The organism is Rhizobacter sp. OV335 (assembly GCF_900142965.1).
Taxonomy (GTDB): Bacteria; Pseudomonadota; Gammaproteobacteria; order Burkholderiales; family Burkholderiaceae_C; genus Rhizobacter.
Genome location: NZ_FRCQ01000015.1, coordinates 78770 through 96815 on the forward strand (window position 1 = coordinate 78770; position 18046 = coordinate 96815).

General features: G+C 69.0%; 12 protein-coding genes. 7 read left to right on the top strand and 5 right to left on the bottom strand.

The genetic code is table 11. The features are described from left to right. Positions 1 to 32: 32 nt before the first annotated feature. A complete protein-coding gene (locus tag BUE42_RS16915; RefSeq protein WP_073466308.1) occupies positions 33 to 677 on the top strand; it encodes a DedA family protein in 645 nt (214 codons plus the stop codon). A 1-nt stretch (position 678) separates the two neighbouring features. Here BUE42_RS16915 and BUE42_RS16920 read toward each other — a convergent pair whose 3' ends face one another. Together BUE42_RS16920 and tsaE are read right to left on the bottom strand one after the other, a co-directional pair. After that, entirely contained in the window at positions 679 to 2040 is a 1362-nt protein-coding gene (locus BUE42_RS16920; protein ID WP_073466310.1) for an N-acetylmuramoyl-L-alanine amidase, read from the bottom strand. After that, on the bottom strand, positions 2037 to 2525 hold the full coding sequence (gene tsaE, locus BUE42_RS16925) for a tRNA (adenosine(37)-N6)-threonylcarbamoyltransferase complex ATPase subunit type 1 TsaE (RefSeq protein ID WP_235002401.1): 489 nt from the start codon (positions 2523 to 2525) through the stop codon (positions 2037 to 2039). The genes BUE42_RS16920 and tsaE overlap by 4 nt, the downstream gene beginning before the upstream one ends. On the opposite strand from tsaE, the gene queG reads away from it, so the two are divergent. The 4 genes from queG to BUE42_RS16945 all read left to right on the top strand — a co-directional run bounded on the left by queG (position 2526) and on the right by BUE42_RS16945 (position 8057). Beyond that, entirely contained in the window at positions 2526 to 3620 is a 1095-nt protein-coding gene (queG, locus tag BUE42_RS16930) for a tRNA epoxyqueuosine(34) reductase QueG (protein ID WP_073466314.1), read from the top strand. Positions 3621 to 3684: 64 nt separating this feature from the next. Next, entirely contained in the window at positions 3685 to 4737 is a 1053-nt protein-coding gene (locus tag BUE42_RS16935; RefSeq protein ID WP_073466316.1) for a 5'-methylthioadenosine/S-adenosylhomocysteine nucleosidase, read from the top strand. Beyond that, positions 4734 to 5765, top strand: a complete 1032-nt coding sequence (locus tag BUE42_RS16940; protein ID WP_073466318.1) for a purine-nucleoside phosphorylase — start codon at positions 4734 to 4736, stop codon at positions 5763 to 5765. Before BUE42_RS16935 ends, BUE42_RS16940 begins: the two co-directional genes overlap by 4 nt. Positions 5766 to 5843: 78 nt before the next feature. After that, positions 5844 to 8057, top strand: a complete 2214-nt coding sequence (locus tag BUE42_RS16945) for a TonB-dependent receptor (protein ID WP_073466320.1) — start codon at positions 5844 to 5846, stop codon at positions 8055 to 8057. 301 nt (positions 8058 to 8358) lie between these two features. On the opposite strand, the gene BUE42_RS16950 is transcribed toward BUE42_RS16945, so the two are convergent. Further along, the gene (locus BUE42_RS16950; RefSeq protein WP_073466323.1) at positions 8359 to 9264 is read right to left on the bottom strand and encodes an AEC family transporter; all 906 of its coding nucleotides are present in this window, start codon (positions 9262 to 9264) and stop codon (positions 8359 to 8361) included. Between the two features lie 144 nt (positions 9265 to 9408). Here BUE42_RS16950 and BUE42_RS16955 point away from each other — a divergent pair, with 144 nt between their 5' ends. Continuing rightward, complete coding sequence (locus tag BUE42_RS16955; RefSeq protein ID WP_073466325.1) at positions 9409 to 10389, top strand: tripartite tricarboxylate transporter substrate binding protein BugE; 981 nt, start codon at positions 9409 to 9411, stop codon at positions 10387 to 10389. Then, positions 10390 to 11313 (top strand): site-specific tyrosine recombinase XerD, encoded by a 924-nt coding sequence (gene xerD, locus BUE42_RS16960; RefSeq protein WP_083614209.1) that lies wholly within the window; start codon positions 10390 to 10392, stop codon positions 11311 to 11313. A gap of 2 nt (positions 11314 to 11315) precedes the next feature. Here xerD and BUE42_RS16965 read toward each other — a convergent pair whose 3' ends face one another. Further along, positions 11316 to 13913, bottom strand: coding sequence for a PQQ-dependent sugar dehydrogenase (locus tag BUE42_RS16965; protein ID WP_073466328.1), 2598 nt, complete (start codon positions 13911 to 13913; stop codon positions 11316 to 11318). Between the two features lie 17 nt (positions 13914 to 13930). Beyond that, on the bottom strand, positions 13931 to 17914 hold the full coding sequence (locus tag BUE42_RS16970; protein WP_083614210.1) for an Ig-like domain-containing protein: 3984 nt from the start codon (positions 17912 to 17914) through the stop codon (positions 13931 to 13933). Between the last annotated feature and the right edge of the window lie 132 nt (positions 17915 to 18046).

Below are 18046 nucleotides of genomic sequence, written 5' to 3' on the forward strand. Positions count from 1 at the left end.
TCGCCAATTGCGACCACCGATAATGCGCGCCCATGGACATCGCCCACTTCATCCTCGACTTCATCCTGCACGTCGACGTGCACCTCGCGAACTTCGTCGCGGCCTACGGCACCTGGGTGTACGCGCTGCTGTTCCTGATCATCTTCGTCGAGACCGGCGTCGTCGTGATGCCCTTCCTGCCGGGCGACTCGCTGCTGTTCGTCGTCGGCGCTCTGTGCGGTGCCGGGCTGATGAGCCTGCCGCTGTCGATCGGCCTGCTGATCGCCGCGGCGATCCTCGGCAACCAGAGCAACTACGCGATCGGCCGCTACTTCGGGCCGCGGGTGTTCCAGTGGGAGAACTCGCGCTTCTTCAACAAGCGGGCCTTCGAGCAGGCGCATGCGTTCTACGAGAAGTACGGCGGCATCACGATCATCGCCGCGCGCTTCATGCCCTTCCTGCGCACCTTCGCGCCCTTCGTGGCCGGCGTCGCGCAGATGACGCGCCGCAAGTTCACGCTGTACGACGTGAGCGGCGCGGTGCTGTGGGTCGGTGGTGTCACGATGGCCGGGTTCCTGTTCGGCAACATCCCGTGGGTCAAGGAGCACCTCGACAAGATCATCTGGGGCGCGATCCTGCTGCCGGGCTTGCTGGTGCTGTTCGGCGCGTGGAAGGCGCGACGCACGCAGCCCGCGTGATCTACAACTGCCGCTGCCTCGCCAGCGGCGGGTTCTTCGCGAAGTAGCGCCGGATCCCCGTCGTCAGTGCCTCGACCAGCTGCAGCTGGTACTGCGGGTCGCGCAGCTTGGCTTCTTCTTCCGGGTTCGAGATGAAGGCCGTCTCGACCAGGATGGACGGGATGTCGGGGGCCTTCAGCACCGCGAAGCCGGCCTGTTCGACGCTGCCCTTGTGCAGCTTGCCGACCTTGCCGATCTGGCCCAGCACCTCGCCGCCGAGCTTCATGCTGTCCTTGATCTGCGCGGTCGTGCTCATGTCGAGCATCGCGCGCAGCACCGCCGCGTCCTTGGCCTTGAAGTTGACGCCGCCCACCATGTCGGCCGCGTTCTCCTTGTCGGCCATCCAGCGCGCCGCCGTGCTGGTGGCGCCATGCTGCGACAGTGCGAACACCGACGCGCCGCGCGCCTTCGGCGTCAGGAACGCATCGGCATGGATCGACACGAACAGGTCGGCCTGCACGCGCCGCGCCTTGCGCACCCGGTCCTGCAGCGGCACGAAGAAATCCGCGTCGCGCGTCATCATCGCCCGGAAGCCCGGCAGTGCGTTGATGCGGTCGCGCAGCTTCAGCGCCACCTGCAGCACCACGTCTTTCTCGTGCAGCCCGCTCGGCCCGCTCGCGCCGGGGTCTTCGCCGCCATGGCCGGGGTCGAGCGCGACGATGATCAGCCGGTCGATGCGCCCCTGCGACATCGGCGGCACCGTCGCGGCGCCGGAGGCCAACGGCCCGGAGTGCGGCTGCGAGGCCGCGGCCACCGGCGGCTGCGCCGGTGCCGGCAGCGGCTTGATGCTCACCTCCGGCGGCTTGCCGATCTTGCCGATGAACTCGCCGAGGGCATCCTGCACCTCCTGCGCCGCGCGCTGCTCGGCCTGTTCCTTGTCCTTGATCAGCGACAGCAGCGGATCGCGTTCTTCGGTCGGATAGAGGTCGAACACCAGCCGGTGCTGGTAGGCCGCGACCGGCGCCAGCGTGAACAGCTGCGGCGCGGTCGCCTGCTTCAGGTCGATCACCAGCCGCACGACGCGCGGCTGGTTCTGCCCGACCCGCACACCGCCGATGAACGGATCGTCGGAGCGCACCTTGCCGACCAGCTCGCGCAGCGCGGGGCTCAGCTCCAGCCCGTCGATGTCGATGACGAGCCGGTTCGGGTTCTCGGCCAGGAAGTGCTTGACCGACAGCGCGCTGTCGGACTCGAGCGTCACACGGGTGTAGTCGGTGGCCGGCCAGACGCGCACCGCGACGATGCTCGCGCCGAACGCGAGTTCATTGGCGCCGAGTAGAAGAACGACGCTGCCGAGGCCTTGCAGCGCGGCGCGGCGCTTCATGACAGCAGCTCCACGCCGAGCGGCGTCTGCGCGGCCAGGCGCACACGGCGCGGCCCTCCACCGTCTTCGCCGTCATCAATGTCGTCGAACGCAATGTCGATGCGCAGGTCGGCCGGTGGCAGCAGCCCCTCCGCCCGCTCCGGCCATTCGGCGATCTTCAGCCCCGGCGCCCCGAACACATCGCGAAAGCCGGCGTCCTCGAACTCCTGCGGGTCCTCGAAGCGGTAGAAATCGAAATGCGAGATCGCCGGGCCACCCGGCAACGGATACTGCTCCATCACCGCATAGGTCGGGCTCTTGATCCGGCCGGTGACGCCGAGGGCCTGCAGCAGGTGGCGCGTGAAGGTGGTCTTGCCGGCGCCCAGCGGGCCGTGCAGTTCGATGAAGGCCCTGCGCAGCGCGGGATGCGCCGCCAGCCGCTGCGCAGTGGCGGCGCAGGCGGCCTCGTCGGGCCAGGGCAGCGATCGGGTTTCTAGAATCGTCAAATGACCGAAGCTCAGCAGTTGGACGGTGATGGCCTCGTCGCGCAGTTGCGCGAATGGGGCCTCGCGCTCGGATTTTCACAGATCGGCGTGGCCGATGTGGATCTGTCCTCCGCCGAGGCAGGGCTTCTGGCGTGGCTGCGCGACGGTTTCCATGGCGAGATGGGCTACATGGCCGCGCACGGCCTGAAGCGTGCACGCCCGGCCGAGCTGGTGCCGGGCACCGTGCGGGTCATCACCGCGCGCATGGACTACCTGCCGAAGGGGACCACCGACGACTGGCAGGCCGTCGAATGGGACCGCCTCGCGTCGCCGGCACAGGCCACCGTGTCGGTCTATGCCCGCGGCCGCGACTACCACAAGGTGCTGCGCCACCGGCTGCAGAAACTCGCCGACCGCCTGCAGCAAGAGGTCGGCCCGCGCGGCCACCGGGTGTTCACCGATTCGGCCCCGGTGCTCGAGGTCGAGCTCGCGTCGCGCAGCGGCATCGGCTGGCGCGGCAAGCACACGTTGACGCTGCACCGCGAGGCCGGCTCGATGTTCTTCCTCGGCGAAATCTACGTCGACCTGCCGCTGCCGCTGTCGACCCCGGTCACCGGCCACTGCGGCAGTTGCAGCGCCTGCATCGATGTCTGCCCTACGCGCGCCATCGTCGCGCCCTACCGCGTCGATGCGCGGCGCTGCATCTCGTACCTGACGATCGAGCATGCCGGGCCGATTCCGGTCGAGCTGCGCCCGGCCATCGGCAACCGCATCTACGGCTGCGACGACTGCCAACTGGCCTGCCCGTGGAACAAGTACGCCCAACGCAGTCCGCTGCCCGACTTCGACATGCGCGACACGCTCGCCGCGCCAACGCTGCTCGGGCTCTGGGCCTGGACCGAGGCCGATTTCCTGCGCCACACCGAGGGCAGCGCGATCCGCCGCATCGGCCACCAGCGCTGGCGCCGCAACCTCGCGGTGGCGATCGGCAACGCGCTGCGCGACGCGGCCACGCCGGCCGCCGACCGCGCGGCGCTGGCTGCCGCGTTGCAGGCCTCGCGCGAGGGGGCTGACGAACTGGTGCGGGAGCACATAGACTGGGCGCTCTCCGCGTGAGCCGTGGCAGTTGAACGGCACGAACATTGCTGAACCCAATGCCGTCTTCAACGAACTGCCCCGCATGATCGCCCGCCTGCTGTCGCTCCCGTCCCTTGCCTTCACCCTCGCCTTCGCTGTCGCCGGGTCCCCCGCGCATGCCGCGCCGCGCTGCCTGAGCGACTGCACGCCGCGCATCGGCATCGTCTCCGCCTTCGGGGCCGAGGCCGACATCCTGGTCGCCAACACGCAGGGCCGGCGCAGTTTCACCGTCAACGGCAACCGCTTCACGACCGGCACGCTGCGCGGCAACCGGGTCGTCATCGTGCTGAGCGGCGTCAGCATGATCAACTCGACGATGGTCACGCAGCTGATGCTGGATCACTTCCACGTGCAGCGGCTCATCATGAGCGGCATCAGCGGCGGCGTGAACCCGGCCCACCACGTCGGCGACGTGATCGTGCCCGAGCGCTGGGCGATGCCGCTGGAGGTCTACTGGAACCACGACGGCACGCCGCCCGCGCCCTGCGGCGCGGCCGGCGACGTGAGCTGCCTCGGCCTGAAGCTCGCCGAGGTCAACGGCAAGACGGTGCCGCCCTTCGTCGGCGCCGCGCCGGTCGGCGGTCTGTTCATGCGGCAGAACTTCGTGATGAGCCGCGAGCGCGCGCCGCAGGGCGAGTTCCGCTTCGACTACGAGGCCGATCCGGCGATGCTGGACGTGGCCCGCGCGATCACGCCAACGCTCGCGCGCTGCGGCCCGAAGGCCTTCAAGCCGGGCGTGGCCGAGCCCGACCCGAAGCTGTGCGTCGCGACGCAGCCGCGCGTGGTCGTCGGCGGGCGCGGCGTGTCGGGCACGCTGTTCCTCGCGAACCCGGCCTACCGCACTTACTTGTTCGAGCAACTGCAGGCCGAGACCTTCGAGATGGAGACCGCGGCGCTCGCGCACGTGGCCCATGCGAACGGCGTGCCTTACATCGCGTTCCGCAGCCTCAGCGACCTCGCCGGCGCGGAAGAATTCAACGCCGACGTCGGCGCGCTGTTCGCCAGCGGGCTGGCCGAGACCAATGAAGCGGCCGTCACGATGGCCTTCCTCGAGGCCTGGAAGGCCCGCACCGTTCCCCGGAGACAAAAGAAATGAAGACGAAGACGATCCTTGCCTTGATGCTGGCCGCGACCGCGTCGCTGGCCCAGGCCCAGGCACCCGCTGCCCCGCGCCCGCTGAAGGTGCTGATCATCGCGATGTTCGAGCCCGAGGCCGCCCCGTGGCTCGCGCCGATGAAGCTGACCGAGGCGATCCCGGTGCCCGGCCTGCTGCCCGAGAGCCCGGCGCTGCGCTGCAACGCCGATGACGTCTGCCTGCTGACGGCGGGCATGGGGCATGCGAACGTCGCCGCGTCCACGATGGCCGTCACGCTCGACCCGCGCTTCGACCTGCGCCAGACCTACTTCCTGATCGCCGGCATCGCGGGCATCGACCCGGCGCGCGGCACGCTCGGCACCGCCGCGTGGGCACGCTACCTGGTCGATGTCGGCATCGCGCACGAACTCGATGCACGCGAGATGCCCAAGGGCTGGGCGTCCGGCTACTTCGGCATCATGACCAAGGGCCCGGGCGAGAAGCCGAAGCTGGAGTACCACACCGAGGTCGCGCAGCTCGACGAGGCCTTGCTGCAGAAGGCGCTGGCGCTCAGCAAGAACGCGACGCTCACCGACAGCGACGCCGCGAAGGCCTACCGCAAGCGCTACAGGCAGGCCGCGGCCCGCCAGGCCCCCGCCGTGACCCAGTGCGACACGCTGGGCGGCGACACCTGGTGGCACGGCGACAAGCTGGGCGAGCACGCCCGCGCCTGGACGAAGCTGATGACCGACGGCAAGGGCGTCTACTGCACGACCCAGCAGGAGGACAACGCCACCTACAACGCGCTGGCCCGGGCGGCGGCGGCCGGCCGCGTCGATGTGAAGCGGCTGGCCGTGCTGCGCACCGCGTCGAACTTCGACCGCCCCCATTCGGGGCAGAGCGCCTACGCATCGCTGATGGCGTCGACCGCCGGCACGCCGGGCGGCTTCGTGCCGGCCACGCAGAACCTCTACGCGGTGGGCGGGCTGCTGGTGTCCGACATCGTCGCGCACTGGGAGCAGTGGCGCGTCGGCGTGCCCGCGCCCTGAGCCGCGCCCCCCGATGCACCTGAACGTGGCATGGCAGTTGCTGTTGCCCTCCATTCACTCACCCACACGGATGTACCCATGCCCCATCAAGCGGCCCCGTTCGCGCTGACCCGCGCCTCCCTTTCCATCGGCCTGGCACTGGCCGCACTGGCTGCGCAGGCCCAGGAGGCCAGCGTGCTGGCCCCCGTCACCGTGACGGCCGAGCGCCGCGCCGAGAACGCGAAGGACGTGCCGATGTCGATCTCGACGCTCGGCGGCGAGAAGCTCGACGTGCTGAACTCGTCCGGCGAAGACATCCGCATGCTGTCCGGCCGCGTGCCGAGCCTGAACATCGAATCGTCGTTCGGCCGCGCCTTTCCGCGCTTCTACATCCGCGGCTACGGCAACACCGATTTCCACCTGAACGCCTCGCAGCCGGTCTCGCTGATCTATGACGACGTGGTGCAGGAGAACCCGATCCTGAAGGGCTTCCCGGCCTTCGACCTGGAGCGCATCGAGGTGCTGGCCGGCCCGCAGGGCACCCTCTTCGGCCGCAACACGCCGGCCGGCGTCGTCAAGTTCGATTCGGTCAAGCCGCAGCTGAAGAAGAACGAGGGCTACGGCAGCATCAGCTACGGCAGCTTCGGGACCACCAATGTCGAAGGGGCGTGGAACGCGTCGGCGAGCCCCGATTTCGCGGCCCGCGTGTCGATCCAGTCGCAGCACCGCGACGACTGGGTCGACAACAACTACCGCCCGTCGCAGACCGACAAGCTCGAGGGCTACGACGACAACGCGATCCGCCTGCAGGCGCTGTACCAGCCGAGCAGCAGTTTCAGCGCGCTCGGCAACGTGCACATGCGCGACCTGAAGGGCACGGCACGGCTGTTCCGCGCCAACATCATCAAGAAGGGCAGCAACGACCTGGTCGACGGCTTCGACGAGAAGTCGGTGACGATCGACGGCAAGAACGAGCAGACGCTGTCGAACTTCGGCAGCAGCCTGCGGCTGCGCTGGGCGTTCGATACCGTGGCGCTGAACTCGATCACCGGGTTCGAGCACCTGTACACCTACAGCCGGGGTGATGTGGACGGCGGCTACCTGAATGCCGACGGCACCAGCGGACCTGGGACTATCTTCTTTCCCAGTGAGACCTCGGATGCGCTGAACGGCCATCGCCAGTATTCGCAGGAGTTCCGTCTCGAGTCGCTGGGCGGCGGCCCGCTGAAGTGGCAGAGCGGCGTCTACCTGTTCCGCGAGAGCTACCTGATCGACAGCATCAGCTACGCGGCGATCAGCCATGTCTACGACAGTTCGGTGCAGACTCGGCAGACCAACAACGCCTGGGCGGTGTTCGGCTCGGCCAACTACCAGTTCACGCCGCAGCTGAACGTGCGTGGCGGCCTACGCTACACGCACGACGAGAAGTACCTCGCGACGACGACGGCCGACACCAACATCGACCGCACCGCCGGCACCACCGCCGACACCAGCGACTCGAAGGTCAGCTGGGACCTGAGCGGCACCTACGCGCTGACGCCCGACCTGAACCTGTACGCCCGCGTGGCCACCGGCTTCCGCGCCTCGAGCCTGCAGAACGCATCGGCCTTCGGCCCGCAATCGAAGGCCGGCCCGGAGACCAACACCTCGTACGAGGCCGGCGTGAAGGCCGACCTGTGGAACAAGCGGGCGCGCGCCGCGTTCAGCGTCTTCCATTACGACGTGAAGGACCAGCAGCTGAGCGCGGTCGGTGGCGACCAGAACAAGACCCAGCTCGTGACAGCGAAAAAGGCGCAGGGCCAGGGCGTGGAGTTCAACTTCGACGCATACCTGACCGACACGCTGCTGCTGGGCCTGAACGGCAGCTATAACATGACGAAGATCAAGGACGGTGATCTCGTCGTGGCCGGCTGTGCACAGTGCACGATGAACGACCCGGCCGGCGCGCTCCCCGGCACCTTCCACATCGACGGCAACCCGCTGCCACAGGCGCCGAAGTGGATCGGCAACGTGACGCTGCGCTACGGCATGCCGACGGCATCGGGCGGCGAGTACTTCGTCTACACCGACTGGGCGTACCGCAGCAAGATCAACTTCTTCCTGTACGAGTCGACCGAGTTCACCGGCAAGTCCCTGCTGACCGGCGGGCTGCGGCTGGGCTACCAGTGGGCGAACGGCAAGTACGAGGCGGCGGTGTTCGCGCGCAACATCACGAACGAGATCCAGGTGGTGGGGGGGATCGACTTCAACAACCTGACCGGGTTCATCAACGAGCCGCGGACCTTCGGGGCGCAGTTCAAGGCGAACTTCTAAGGAATCGTTTGGCGCGGCAAAGGCGCGTGCGGGGAGGCGCTGTGCGTACACGAGCACCCGTTCGCCCTGAGCAGGGACCGAGCTTGTCGAGGGCCCGTCCGTCGAAGGGTTGTGCCCGGCGCGCGCAGGGCCTTCGCCAAGCTCAGGGCGAACGGTGTTTCTTTGCCGACGGGCTCCGAACACAAACGGCAGGTTCGGCAAAGGCGCGGGTGGGAAGTCTTCGCCCCGAGAGGGGCGAAGACCGCACCGTCCGGCGAGCCACAGCCTGCCCACCCGCGCCTTTGCTCGCGCCGATGCCACATCAAGAAGGAAGTGCCGCGAGCACAGCGAGCCATATCGGGATGCTCAACATCCCAAGCAAGGTCGACAGCGTGACAAGCCCCGCCACGTAAGCACCGTCGCCTCCCATCCGTGCCGCGAGCACATACGCGCTCGACGCGGTGGGCATCGCAGCGAACAGCACGACGATGTCGCGCTGCGCAAGCGGCAATGCCAACACCGCCGTCAGCCCGATCGCCACCGCCGGCAGCACCGCATGCCGGATCGACAAAAAGGCCGCCGCCAACCCCGGCGCGGCGCGCAGCCCCGCCACCCGCAAACCCGCCCCCACGGCCATCAGCCCGACCGGCAGCGCCGCAACGCCGATGCGCTGCAGCGTGGTCGCCACCGCTTCCGGAAACTGCAGCCCCGCCAGGTTCGCGATCAGCCCCGCCACCGTGCTGACGATCAGCGGGTTGCGCACGATCTCGCGCGCATACGAATGCCCACCATGCCGCGCCAGCGGCCACACCGCCGCCACGTTGCACAGCGGCACGCCCAGCGCGATCAGCAAGGCCATCCACGCGACGCCCTGCTGCCCGCCGAGCCGCTCGGCCAGCGCGAGCGCGATGAACGAGTTGAAGCGGAACGCCGTCTGCGCACCCGACGCGTGCAGCCTCGCGTCGACACCCGGCCCCCTTCGCAGTGCGTAAGACAGCGCGATGCCCACCAGCAGCATGCCGACGCCGCTGGCCGCGAGGCTCAACGTCTGCGCCGGCTGCAGCGGGCTGCGCACGATCGAGTTGAACAACAGCACCGGAAACAGCACGTAGTAGACGAGCCGCTCGGCCGCCTCCCAGACCGGACGGTCCAGCGCGGTGTAGCGGCAGATGCAGAAGCCGCAGACGATCAGCAGGAAATCGGGCAGCAGCAAGAGGGCATTCGACATGCGGCCCGAGTGTGCCAGCGCCGCCTGCGTGGTCCGTGCTTTCCCGCTTCGTAGTTTCCACACCGCCGCTGCCCGGCGACGGGGGCAGGATCGCTCACAATGCCCCTCGTTTCGTGCTTCGACTCACCCGCAACAGGAGACACCATGCAACGCAGAACACTGATCGCCGCCGCTGCCTTCGCGAGCGCGCTGCTGGCGGCCCACGGTGCCGCCCTGGCACAACAGGCCTGGCCGACCAAGCCGGTGCGGCTGGTCGTGCCCTTCGCGCCCGGCGGCACCACCGACATCATTGCCCGCGTGGTGGCCGAGAAGATCAACGGCCCGCTCGGCCAGACGATGATCGTCGAGAACAAGGCCGGCGGCGGCGGCTCGGTCGGCGCCAACGAGATCGCCAAAGCCACGCCCGACGGCTACTCGCTCGGCGTCGCGACCGTGTCGACCACCGCGGCCAACCCGGCGATCAACACGAAGATCCCGTACAACCCGATCACCGACTTCACGCCGATCATCAACGTGGCGGCCACGCCGAACGTGATCGCGGTGCACCCGAGCTTTCCGGCCAGGGACTTCGCCGGCTTCCTGGCCGAGCTGAAGAAGAACCCCGGCAAGTACTCGTTCAGCAGCTCGGGCACCGGCGGCATCGGCCACCTGCAGATGGAGCTGTTCAAGAGCCTGTCCAACACCTTCGTCACGCACATCCCGTACCGCGGCGCCGGCCCGGCGCTGAACGACACCATCGCCGGCCAGGTGCCGATGATCTTCGACAACCTGCCGTCTGCCCTGCCCTTCATCAAGGACGGCCGGCTGATCCCGATCGTGGTCGCGGCACCCACGCGGCTGGCGGTCCTGCCGAACGTGCCCACCTTCAAGGAGGTCGGCTTCGAGGGCGTGAACCGCATGGCGTACTACGGCATCTACGGGCCGAAGGGCCTGCCGAAGGACATCGTCGACAAGGTGAACGCCGCGGTGAAGAAAACGCTGGAAGACCCGGCGGTGAAGAAGCGCATCGAGGAGACCGGCTCGCTGATGGTGGCGAACACGCCGGAGCAGTTCGCAGCGCAGATCGCGGCCGAGTACGAGGTGTACAAGAAGGTCGTCGCGCAGCAGAAACTCAAGCTGGACTGATTGAACACTGCCCTGTTGCAGGCCTCGCCTGAACTGACGGAAAGCCACGGCGCGATCGATCGATTCATCGACGCGCTGTGGATCGAGGACGGCCTCGCCGCCAACTCGCTGGCCGCCTACCGGCGCGACCTGACGCTGTACGCCCAGTGGCTCGCGAAGGAGCCGAAGAAGGCGCTGAACGCCACCACCGAGATCGACCTGCGCGCCTACGCGGTGACGCAGGTCGCCGGCAAGGCCACCAGCGCGAACCGGCGCCTCACCGTCTTCAAGCGCTATTTCCGCTGGGCGCTGCGCGAGCACCTGGTCCTCGCCGACCCGACGCTGAAGCTGCTGACCGCGCGCCAGCCGCTGCGCGTGCCGAAGACGCTGAGCGAGGCCCAGGTCGAATCGCTGCTGAAGGCGCCGGACGTCGACACCCCGCTCGGCCTGCGCGACCGCACGATGCTCGAGCTGATGTACGCGAGCGGGCTGCGCGTCAGCGAACTGGTCACGCTGAAGGCAGTCCACCTCGGGCTGTCGGACGGCGCGCTGCGCGTCACCGGCAAGGGCTCGAAGGAGCGCATCGTGCCGTTCGGCGACGAGGCGCACGCGTGGCTGCGGCGCTACCTCGACGAGGCGCGCGCCGACATCCTGAAGGGCCAGGCGAGCGACGCGCTGTTCGTCACCGGCCGCGGCGGGCCGATGACGCGGCAGATGTTCTGGCAGCTCGTCAAGAAGTACGCGCTGCAGGCCGGCATCCATGCGCCGATGTCGCCGCACACGCTGCGCCATGCCTTCGCGACCCATTTGCTGAACCACGGCGCCGACCTGCGCGCGGTGCAGATGCTGCTGGGGCATGCGGACATCTCCACCACCACCATCTACACGCACGTGGCGCGGGAACGGTTGAAGGCGCTGCACGCCGCCCACCATCCCCGCGGCTGACGCTACTTCACGATCACCAGGTACATGCTGATGCCGGCGTTGTTCAGCGGGCCCAGCGTCACCGTGCCGGCGTTGAAGCGCTTCTTGAAAATGCTGAACGCGCGGCTCGTGCCGCTCTCCGAGGTCGTCAGGTCGCTCCCGGTGTCGACCCAGCTGCTGTCCACCCACGACGGCAGCGCGCCGCGGTTGTCGAACGCCAGGTAGACATCCGCCGCCGCGCTCAGCGAGAAGCTCGCGAGCGGCGTGCCGGTGTACGCCTTCGACGCGTTCGCGGTGCGGACCCAGCCGCCACCGGCCACTGCGGCCGGCAGGCTCGCGACGGTGAACGCGCGGTCGCCGTAGACGGTGTTGCCGACCTGCAGGTTGCCCTGGATCGACCACGCTGCCGAATTGGCGCCATCGGACACCAGCAGGTTGCCGACCACCGCGACTGGCGGCGTCGTGCCGCAGCCGGTGACGCGCGCACCACCCCAGTCGGCATGGTCGGAGCCGTTGCCATCGCCGCCATCGGTGACCACCAGCCGCAGCTGGTTCTTGCCGGCCACCGCAACGTCGGCCTTCTTGCGCAGGTCACCCGCGCGCGTGACGCCGCTGTCATACGCCAGCGCGCCGTCCAGCCAGACCTGGAACACCACCGAGCCGTTGTTGCCGACCTCGCCGTCGATCGCCAGGTCGGAGATGAAGCGGCCGGAGCAGTTGCCGTTCAGCGCGAAGCTGATGTCCGACGGTGCATGCACGCCGAGCCCGCGCGGGTACGGCACGCCGGCCAGCGTCATCGGCCTGCCGTCGGCGGCGCCTTGTTCGCCATTGCTGCGGTCCACCTCGTACGGCCCCCAGCCGTTGGCCGGCGTGCCGACCACCGGCAGCTGGCTGACCGGCGTGCGCGGGACGATGTCGCGCGACGCGCTCGCGGTGGCGCCGGACGAGTCGCGCACCGTCAGCGTGATGCGCAGCCACATGTTGGCTTCGAGCGCCTCGAAGTCCGGCACGGTGAACGAGCCGTTGGTCGCGCCGCTGACCGGCGTCACGAACGAGTGCGCATGCGAGTCGTGCTGGAAGTCGACCTTCCAGGTGAACGCGCTCGGCGGCAGGTTGCCGTCTTCCGGGTCGCTGCCGCTGCCGGAGTACGAGATCACGTCGCCGGTCGCGAAGCCCGCGCCGCTTGCCGGCGTCAGGATGGCCGCGGTCGGCGAGCGGTTGGTCGTGACGGTCAGCGTCGCCGCGTTCGACGTCACGCTGCCCGACGCGTTCGTGACCACCGCGCGGAAGCTCGCGCCGGTGTCGTTGACCGTCGTCGTCGCGAGCGTGTAGCTGCTGGCGGTCGCGCCCGAGATGTTGGTGCCGTTGCGCTGCCACTGGTAGCTGGTCGCGCCGTCGGCACCGACGCTGAAGGTCGCCGCCGTGCCGACGTACACCGTGATGCTCTGCGGCTGCGCGGTGATCGCCGGCGCCTGGCTGCCGGTGTAGCTGATCTTGCTGACCGTGCCCGCGCCCGGTGCCGGCGTGCCGGTGCCCTGGTTGCGCGCCAGGTAGTACAGCGCGCCGCTCGGCGACACGCCGATGTTGGTCGGATTGCCGATGCCGCTGGCGAAGTTGTTGATCACCGTCGGCGAGGCCAGGCTCAAGGATTTGATGGTGCCGTTGCAGAAATCGGCGAAGAACAGCTGGCCGACGTAGCTCGCCGGGAAGCGCGCGGTGGCCGGGTTGTAGAACTGCGTGCCGGTGATCGAGCAGCCCACCGAATGCGAGTAGGCGTAGATCGGGTTCAGGTACGAGGCGTTCGTGCCGACGCCCTCGACCGCCGGCCAGCCGTAGTTGCCGCCCGCCTGGCCGCGGTTGATCTCTTCCCAGCTGCCCTGGCCGACGTCGCCGATCACGATCGCGCCGGTGGTCGGCTGGATGTCCAGCACGAACGGGTTGCGGAAGCCGAGCATGTAGTTGGCCTTGTACGCGCTCGCGTTGTTGAAGAACGGGTTGTCCGACGGGATGGTGCCGTCGGCGTTGATGCGCAGCACCTTGCCGAAGGCGCTCGCGAGGTTCTGCGAATTCGAGGTGGCGACCGGCTGCGGGTTGTCCTCGTGGTTGCCGACCGCGACGTACAGCTTGCCGTCGGTGCCGAAGCGCATCGCGCCGCCCATGTGCCACTTGGTCGCGCTCGGGATGTCGGGCAGCTCGAAGACCACGCGCTCGCTGCCGGCCACGATGGTGTCGGCCGCCTCGGTGACGCGGATCACGCGGTTGCGCGAGACGCTGCCCACCACCGTCGAGCAGTAGAAGTAGACGTAGTGGTTGGTGGCGAAGGCCGGGTCGGGCACGACGCCCAGGCAACCGCGCTCGTTGGTCGAATCGACGTTCGCGAAGGCATGGAAGTTGGCCGCCAGCAGCGCGTCGTTCTTGATGATGCGCACGATGCCGTTCTGCTGCACGACCAGCACGCGGCCATCGGGCATCACCGCCATCGAGGTCGGGCTGGTGAGGCCGGTCGCGACCTGGGCGTCGACGAAGCCGGTGGGGACGCTGGCCGCCAGCGCAGGGACGGCGATCAGCAGGCCGGCCGCGAGGGCACCGCCCAGGCGGCGCAGTCGGGTGAGAAGCTTCATGGGGGGCTCCCTGAGGTTCACTTGACGATGACGGAATACATGCTGACGCCGGTGTTGTTCAGCGGCCCGAGCGTCACCGTCCCCGCCGCGAAGTTCTTGCGGTACAGCACAAAGGTCCGCCCCGGCGATTCGCTGTTGACGAGCTGCAGCCCCGAGTTGGTCCAGCCGCTCATCCACGATGGCGCGGTCGTGCGGTTGTCGATGCCCACGTACACGTCGGCCGCCTGGCTGATCGTGAAGCTGGCGAGCGTCGCGCCGGTGTAGGCGCGCGACAGGTTCGCGGTGCGCAGCCAGGCCGACCCAGCCAGCGCCGCCGGCACGCTGGTGACGGTGTAGGTGCGGTCGCCGTACTGCAGGTTGCCGGCCTGCAGGTTCGACACCAGCGCCCAGCCACCGGCGTTCGCGGTGTCCTGCACCGACAGGTTGCTCAGCACCACGCCGGCCGCGCCGTCGGTGCTGTCGTCGATCTGCAGCAGGTAGCTCACCAGCTGCTGGCGCTGCGCGGCCGTCAGGCTGCTCGCGGCACCATGCAGGCCGGCCGGGTTGGCGGTGGTCAGCACGTCCAGCAGCGTCGCGGCCGAGCCGTCGTGCAGGTAGGGCGCGCTGTCCCACACGCCGCGCAGCGTCGGCGTGTCGATGCCGGTCAGCGTGGCACCCAGGCGCTTGCCCGACGAGGGCTTGATCGTGCCCACGTCGTGCAGCACGCCGGTCGCGCTGTCGGTGAAGTCGGCGCCCGAGTGGCAGCTGCTGCACTGGCCCGCGCCCTTGAAGATCGCCTGGCCGGCGATGCCGTCGGCAGTCAGCGTGCCGTCGGCATTGCGGTACGGGCTCGGGCCCACGGTCGCGAGCGAGCTGACGTAGGCCGCCAGCGCATCGAGCTCGGCGCTGACGCCCGCCTTCGGGTTGCCCAGCGGCTGGTTGCGCGTGCCGGTGTTGAACTGCGCATCGGTCATGAAGCCGGTGCCGCCGAACGCGTTGCGCATGTCGTGCTCGAAGTCCTGGATCTCGTCGAAGTTCGCGCTCCAGTGCACCCGGCCTTGGCCGGTGCCGCGGCGGCCGTTCAGCACCGTGGTGTTGCGCAGGCCCTCGCCGCGGTCGGTGAAGTCCATCACGCGGCCGTCGTGCCCGCCGTCCTGGTGGCAGGTGGCGCACGAGATGTACTTGTCGCGGTTCATGCGCCGGTCGTCGGCGTTGTAGAAGATCTGCTTGCCCTGGAACACCTGCGCCGACAGCGGCTCCGACGAGACCGCGGCCACGTCGACGATCTTGCTCGCGACGTTGCTGGTGGCGTTCAGGATGCCGTTCACGTCGTACACACCGACGTTGCGCGACATGAAGTTCTGCACGTACAGCCGGCCGCTCGGCGTCAGCAGCAGGCCGCGCGGTGCCCTGCCCACGTTGACGATGCCGGTGCTGAGCTGCCGCGTGTAGGCATCGACCACCTCGATCTGGTTGGTGCCCTGCGTCGACACGAAGGCGTAGTCGCCGAGCGGGCTGAACACCACCGCGTTCGCGAGCTCGCGGTCGTTCAGGTCGATGCGGTCGGCCAGCACCTCGGCGTTGGTGTCGAGCGCGATCTGCGAGACGATGGTGCGCACCGTGCTCTCGAAGGTCAGCGCCTGGCCGTCGCGGAAGCTGCCGCGCAGCGTGTTGTCCTTCTTCGACGGGATCCACGCGCGCTGGCCGTCGGGCTGGATCGCGATCGACGTGATGAAGTTCGGCACGCCGCGGCCGCTGGCCTCGGTGTCGGGGCCGGGGTCGGTCGCGAGCGCCAAGGTGCGGGTGACGGCGGTCAGCGCGGCATTCACCTCGACCACCTCGCCGCGCGTGGCCGGCGACAGGTAGCGGGTGACCAGCACGCGCGACGAATCGCCGCTGATCGCGATGCCGCGCGGCACCGCGCCGAGCGACAGCGTGGCCTGCACCGCACCGGTCGTCGGGTGCAGCTTGACGACGCCTTGCGAGCCCGACAGCGACACGTAGGCCGCGTTGCCGGCCGGGTTGAAGACGATGCCGAACGGCCGCGAGCCGTTGCCGAGCGCGATCGACTGCACCAGGCCGCCGCTCGCCGGATCGAGGATGCTGATGTCGCCCGAGCCGAAGTTGGCGACCCACAGCCGGCCGTCGGGTGCGAAGGCCAGCGTCTGCGGGTTGGTGCCGACGCCGACCTCCAGCGCCCGCGTGTTGTTCGCGGTGTTGATCGCGCTGACGGTGTTGCTGTCGGAGTTGACGACCCAGACGCGGCTGCGGCCGGCGTCGTACGCGATGGTGCCGGTGCTGCGCGGCGCGTTCGCGGTGGGCGCGGTGTGGATGGTCTGGTTGGCCGAGCAGGTGCTCGTTTGCGTGCCGCTGCGCACCGACAGGATCACCGGGTAGTGGCGCGGCGCGGTGTAGCTGTGCGTGGCCGACGGCGTGGTTGAGAACGCGGTGCTGCTGCCGTCGCCGAAGCTCCACGAGTACTGCAGGTTGCTGCCGCTGGTGGACGACGGCGCGAACGACTGGCTGCTGTTGACCAAGGCGGCCGTGCGCGGTGCGAGCGTGCAGGCCACCGCGGCGCTGCCGGCGGTCGTGAAGCGCGAGGTGAACGCGGCGATCGCGTTGCCGTTGTCGTCCTTCATGCCGCCGGCGGGCACCACCACTTCATAGGTGGTGCCGGGGAAGAGTGGCGCGTCGGGCGAGAAGTTCAGCACGCCGGACTGCCCGCTGTAGCGGCCGGGCAGGGCCGAGCCGCCGAGCGGGCGCACGATGAAGCTGGTGGTGGAGACGGTGCGCAGGTCGATGTGCGCGGTGGTCGTCAGGCCGACGCGGCTCGTCACCGGCATGCTGGCCGCGTTGTTCTTCGGCGAGACCATGTTGACGCTGGGCGTCTGCGTCCACGGGGCCGCCTGGTGCGGGATCACCGCGCTGCCCGAGCCGTGGTCGTTGCCGACCAGCACCAGGTTGCCGAACACCGTGCCGAAGTCTTCGTCGCGGCCCGAGATGTTGGAGGTGCCGGTGCCGGCGGTGGCGCCGGTCGCGAGGTCGACCTTGGCGTACTTGACCGAGAAGCCGGAGTGCGCGTAGCCGCCCTGCACCGAGACGTAGCCGCCCTTGCCGCCCAGGTCGGCCGACACCGCGGTCTGCGTGAAGACGGCCGGGTTGCTGATGTCGAACACATGCAGCTTGTTGTCGGTGCCGGCGGTGATGATTCGCTCGCCGTTGACGATGCCGCTGTACTGGCCGGGCGTCGTCGAACTGGAGCCGACCAGGCGCGGGTTGACCGGGTCGCTGATGTCGAGCGTCGCGAGGCCGCTGCCGTCGGTGCTGGTCATCACCAGCAGGTTGCCGACCGCGAAGGTCGGTCCGACGCGGAAGCCGCCCCAGGTGCTGGTCGGGATGGTCTTCACGTAGACCGGGTTGCGCGGGTCGGCGGCGTTGACGATCAGCAGGCCGTTGCCCGAGCCGCCGACATAGACATAGGGCGCCTGCCAGAACGCCCACCAGGCGCCGAGCGCGTAGTCGGACTCCTGGATGCCCGGCAGTACCAGCTGGCTGAGCTGCACCGGCGCGAGCGGGTTCGTGAAGTCCCAGAACATGATGCCGTTGATGGTCTGCATCACGGCGTGCTTGCCGCCGTTGGCGAAGCCGAAGCCGTGCGGCTCGCGCAGCGCGGTCACGTCGGTCTGCGACACCTTCACCGGCGCGCGCGGGTTCGACATGTCGTAGAACGCGAAGCCGCCGCCGGAGACGCCGGAGTCCTTGCCGAACGGCACGAACAGGTAGCCCTCGACCATCTGCACCGTGCCCTCGCCGCGCGCGCTGCCGGCGACGGCGCTGTGGATGACCGAGATCGGCTGGAAGACCTCGGAGGCGCTGTAGGTGAGGTTCGGCAGGCCCGGCCCGGCGGCGCCCGCGGTGCCTGCGGCGCACAGCGCGGCGGCGACGGGGAGCGTGCGGGCGGCACGCAGGAAGCCACGAAGCATGCGCGCAGCCCAACGCGCGCGCTGAAGGTGCTTGAACATCGTTTGTCTCCATCAGTGGCCGCGCGCCGGTGGTCCGGTGCTGCGGATGTCGGGCGGAACGTTTGTTGAATGAACGTTCTACACAACAGTATCAAAGAACATTTGTTCTTATAACAGCCACGAGGAGGGGTG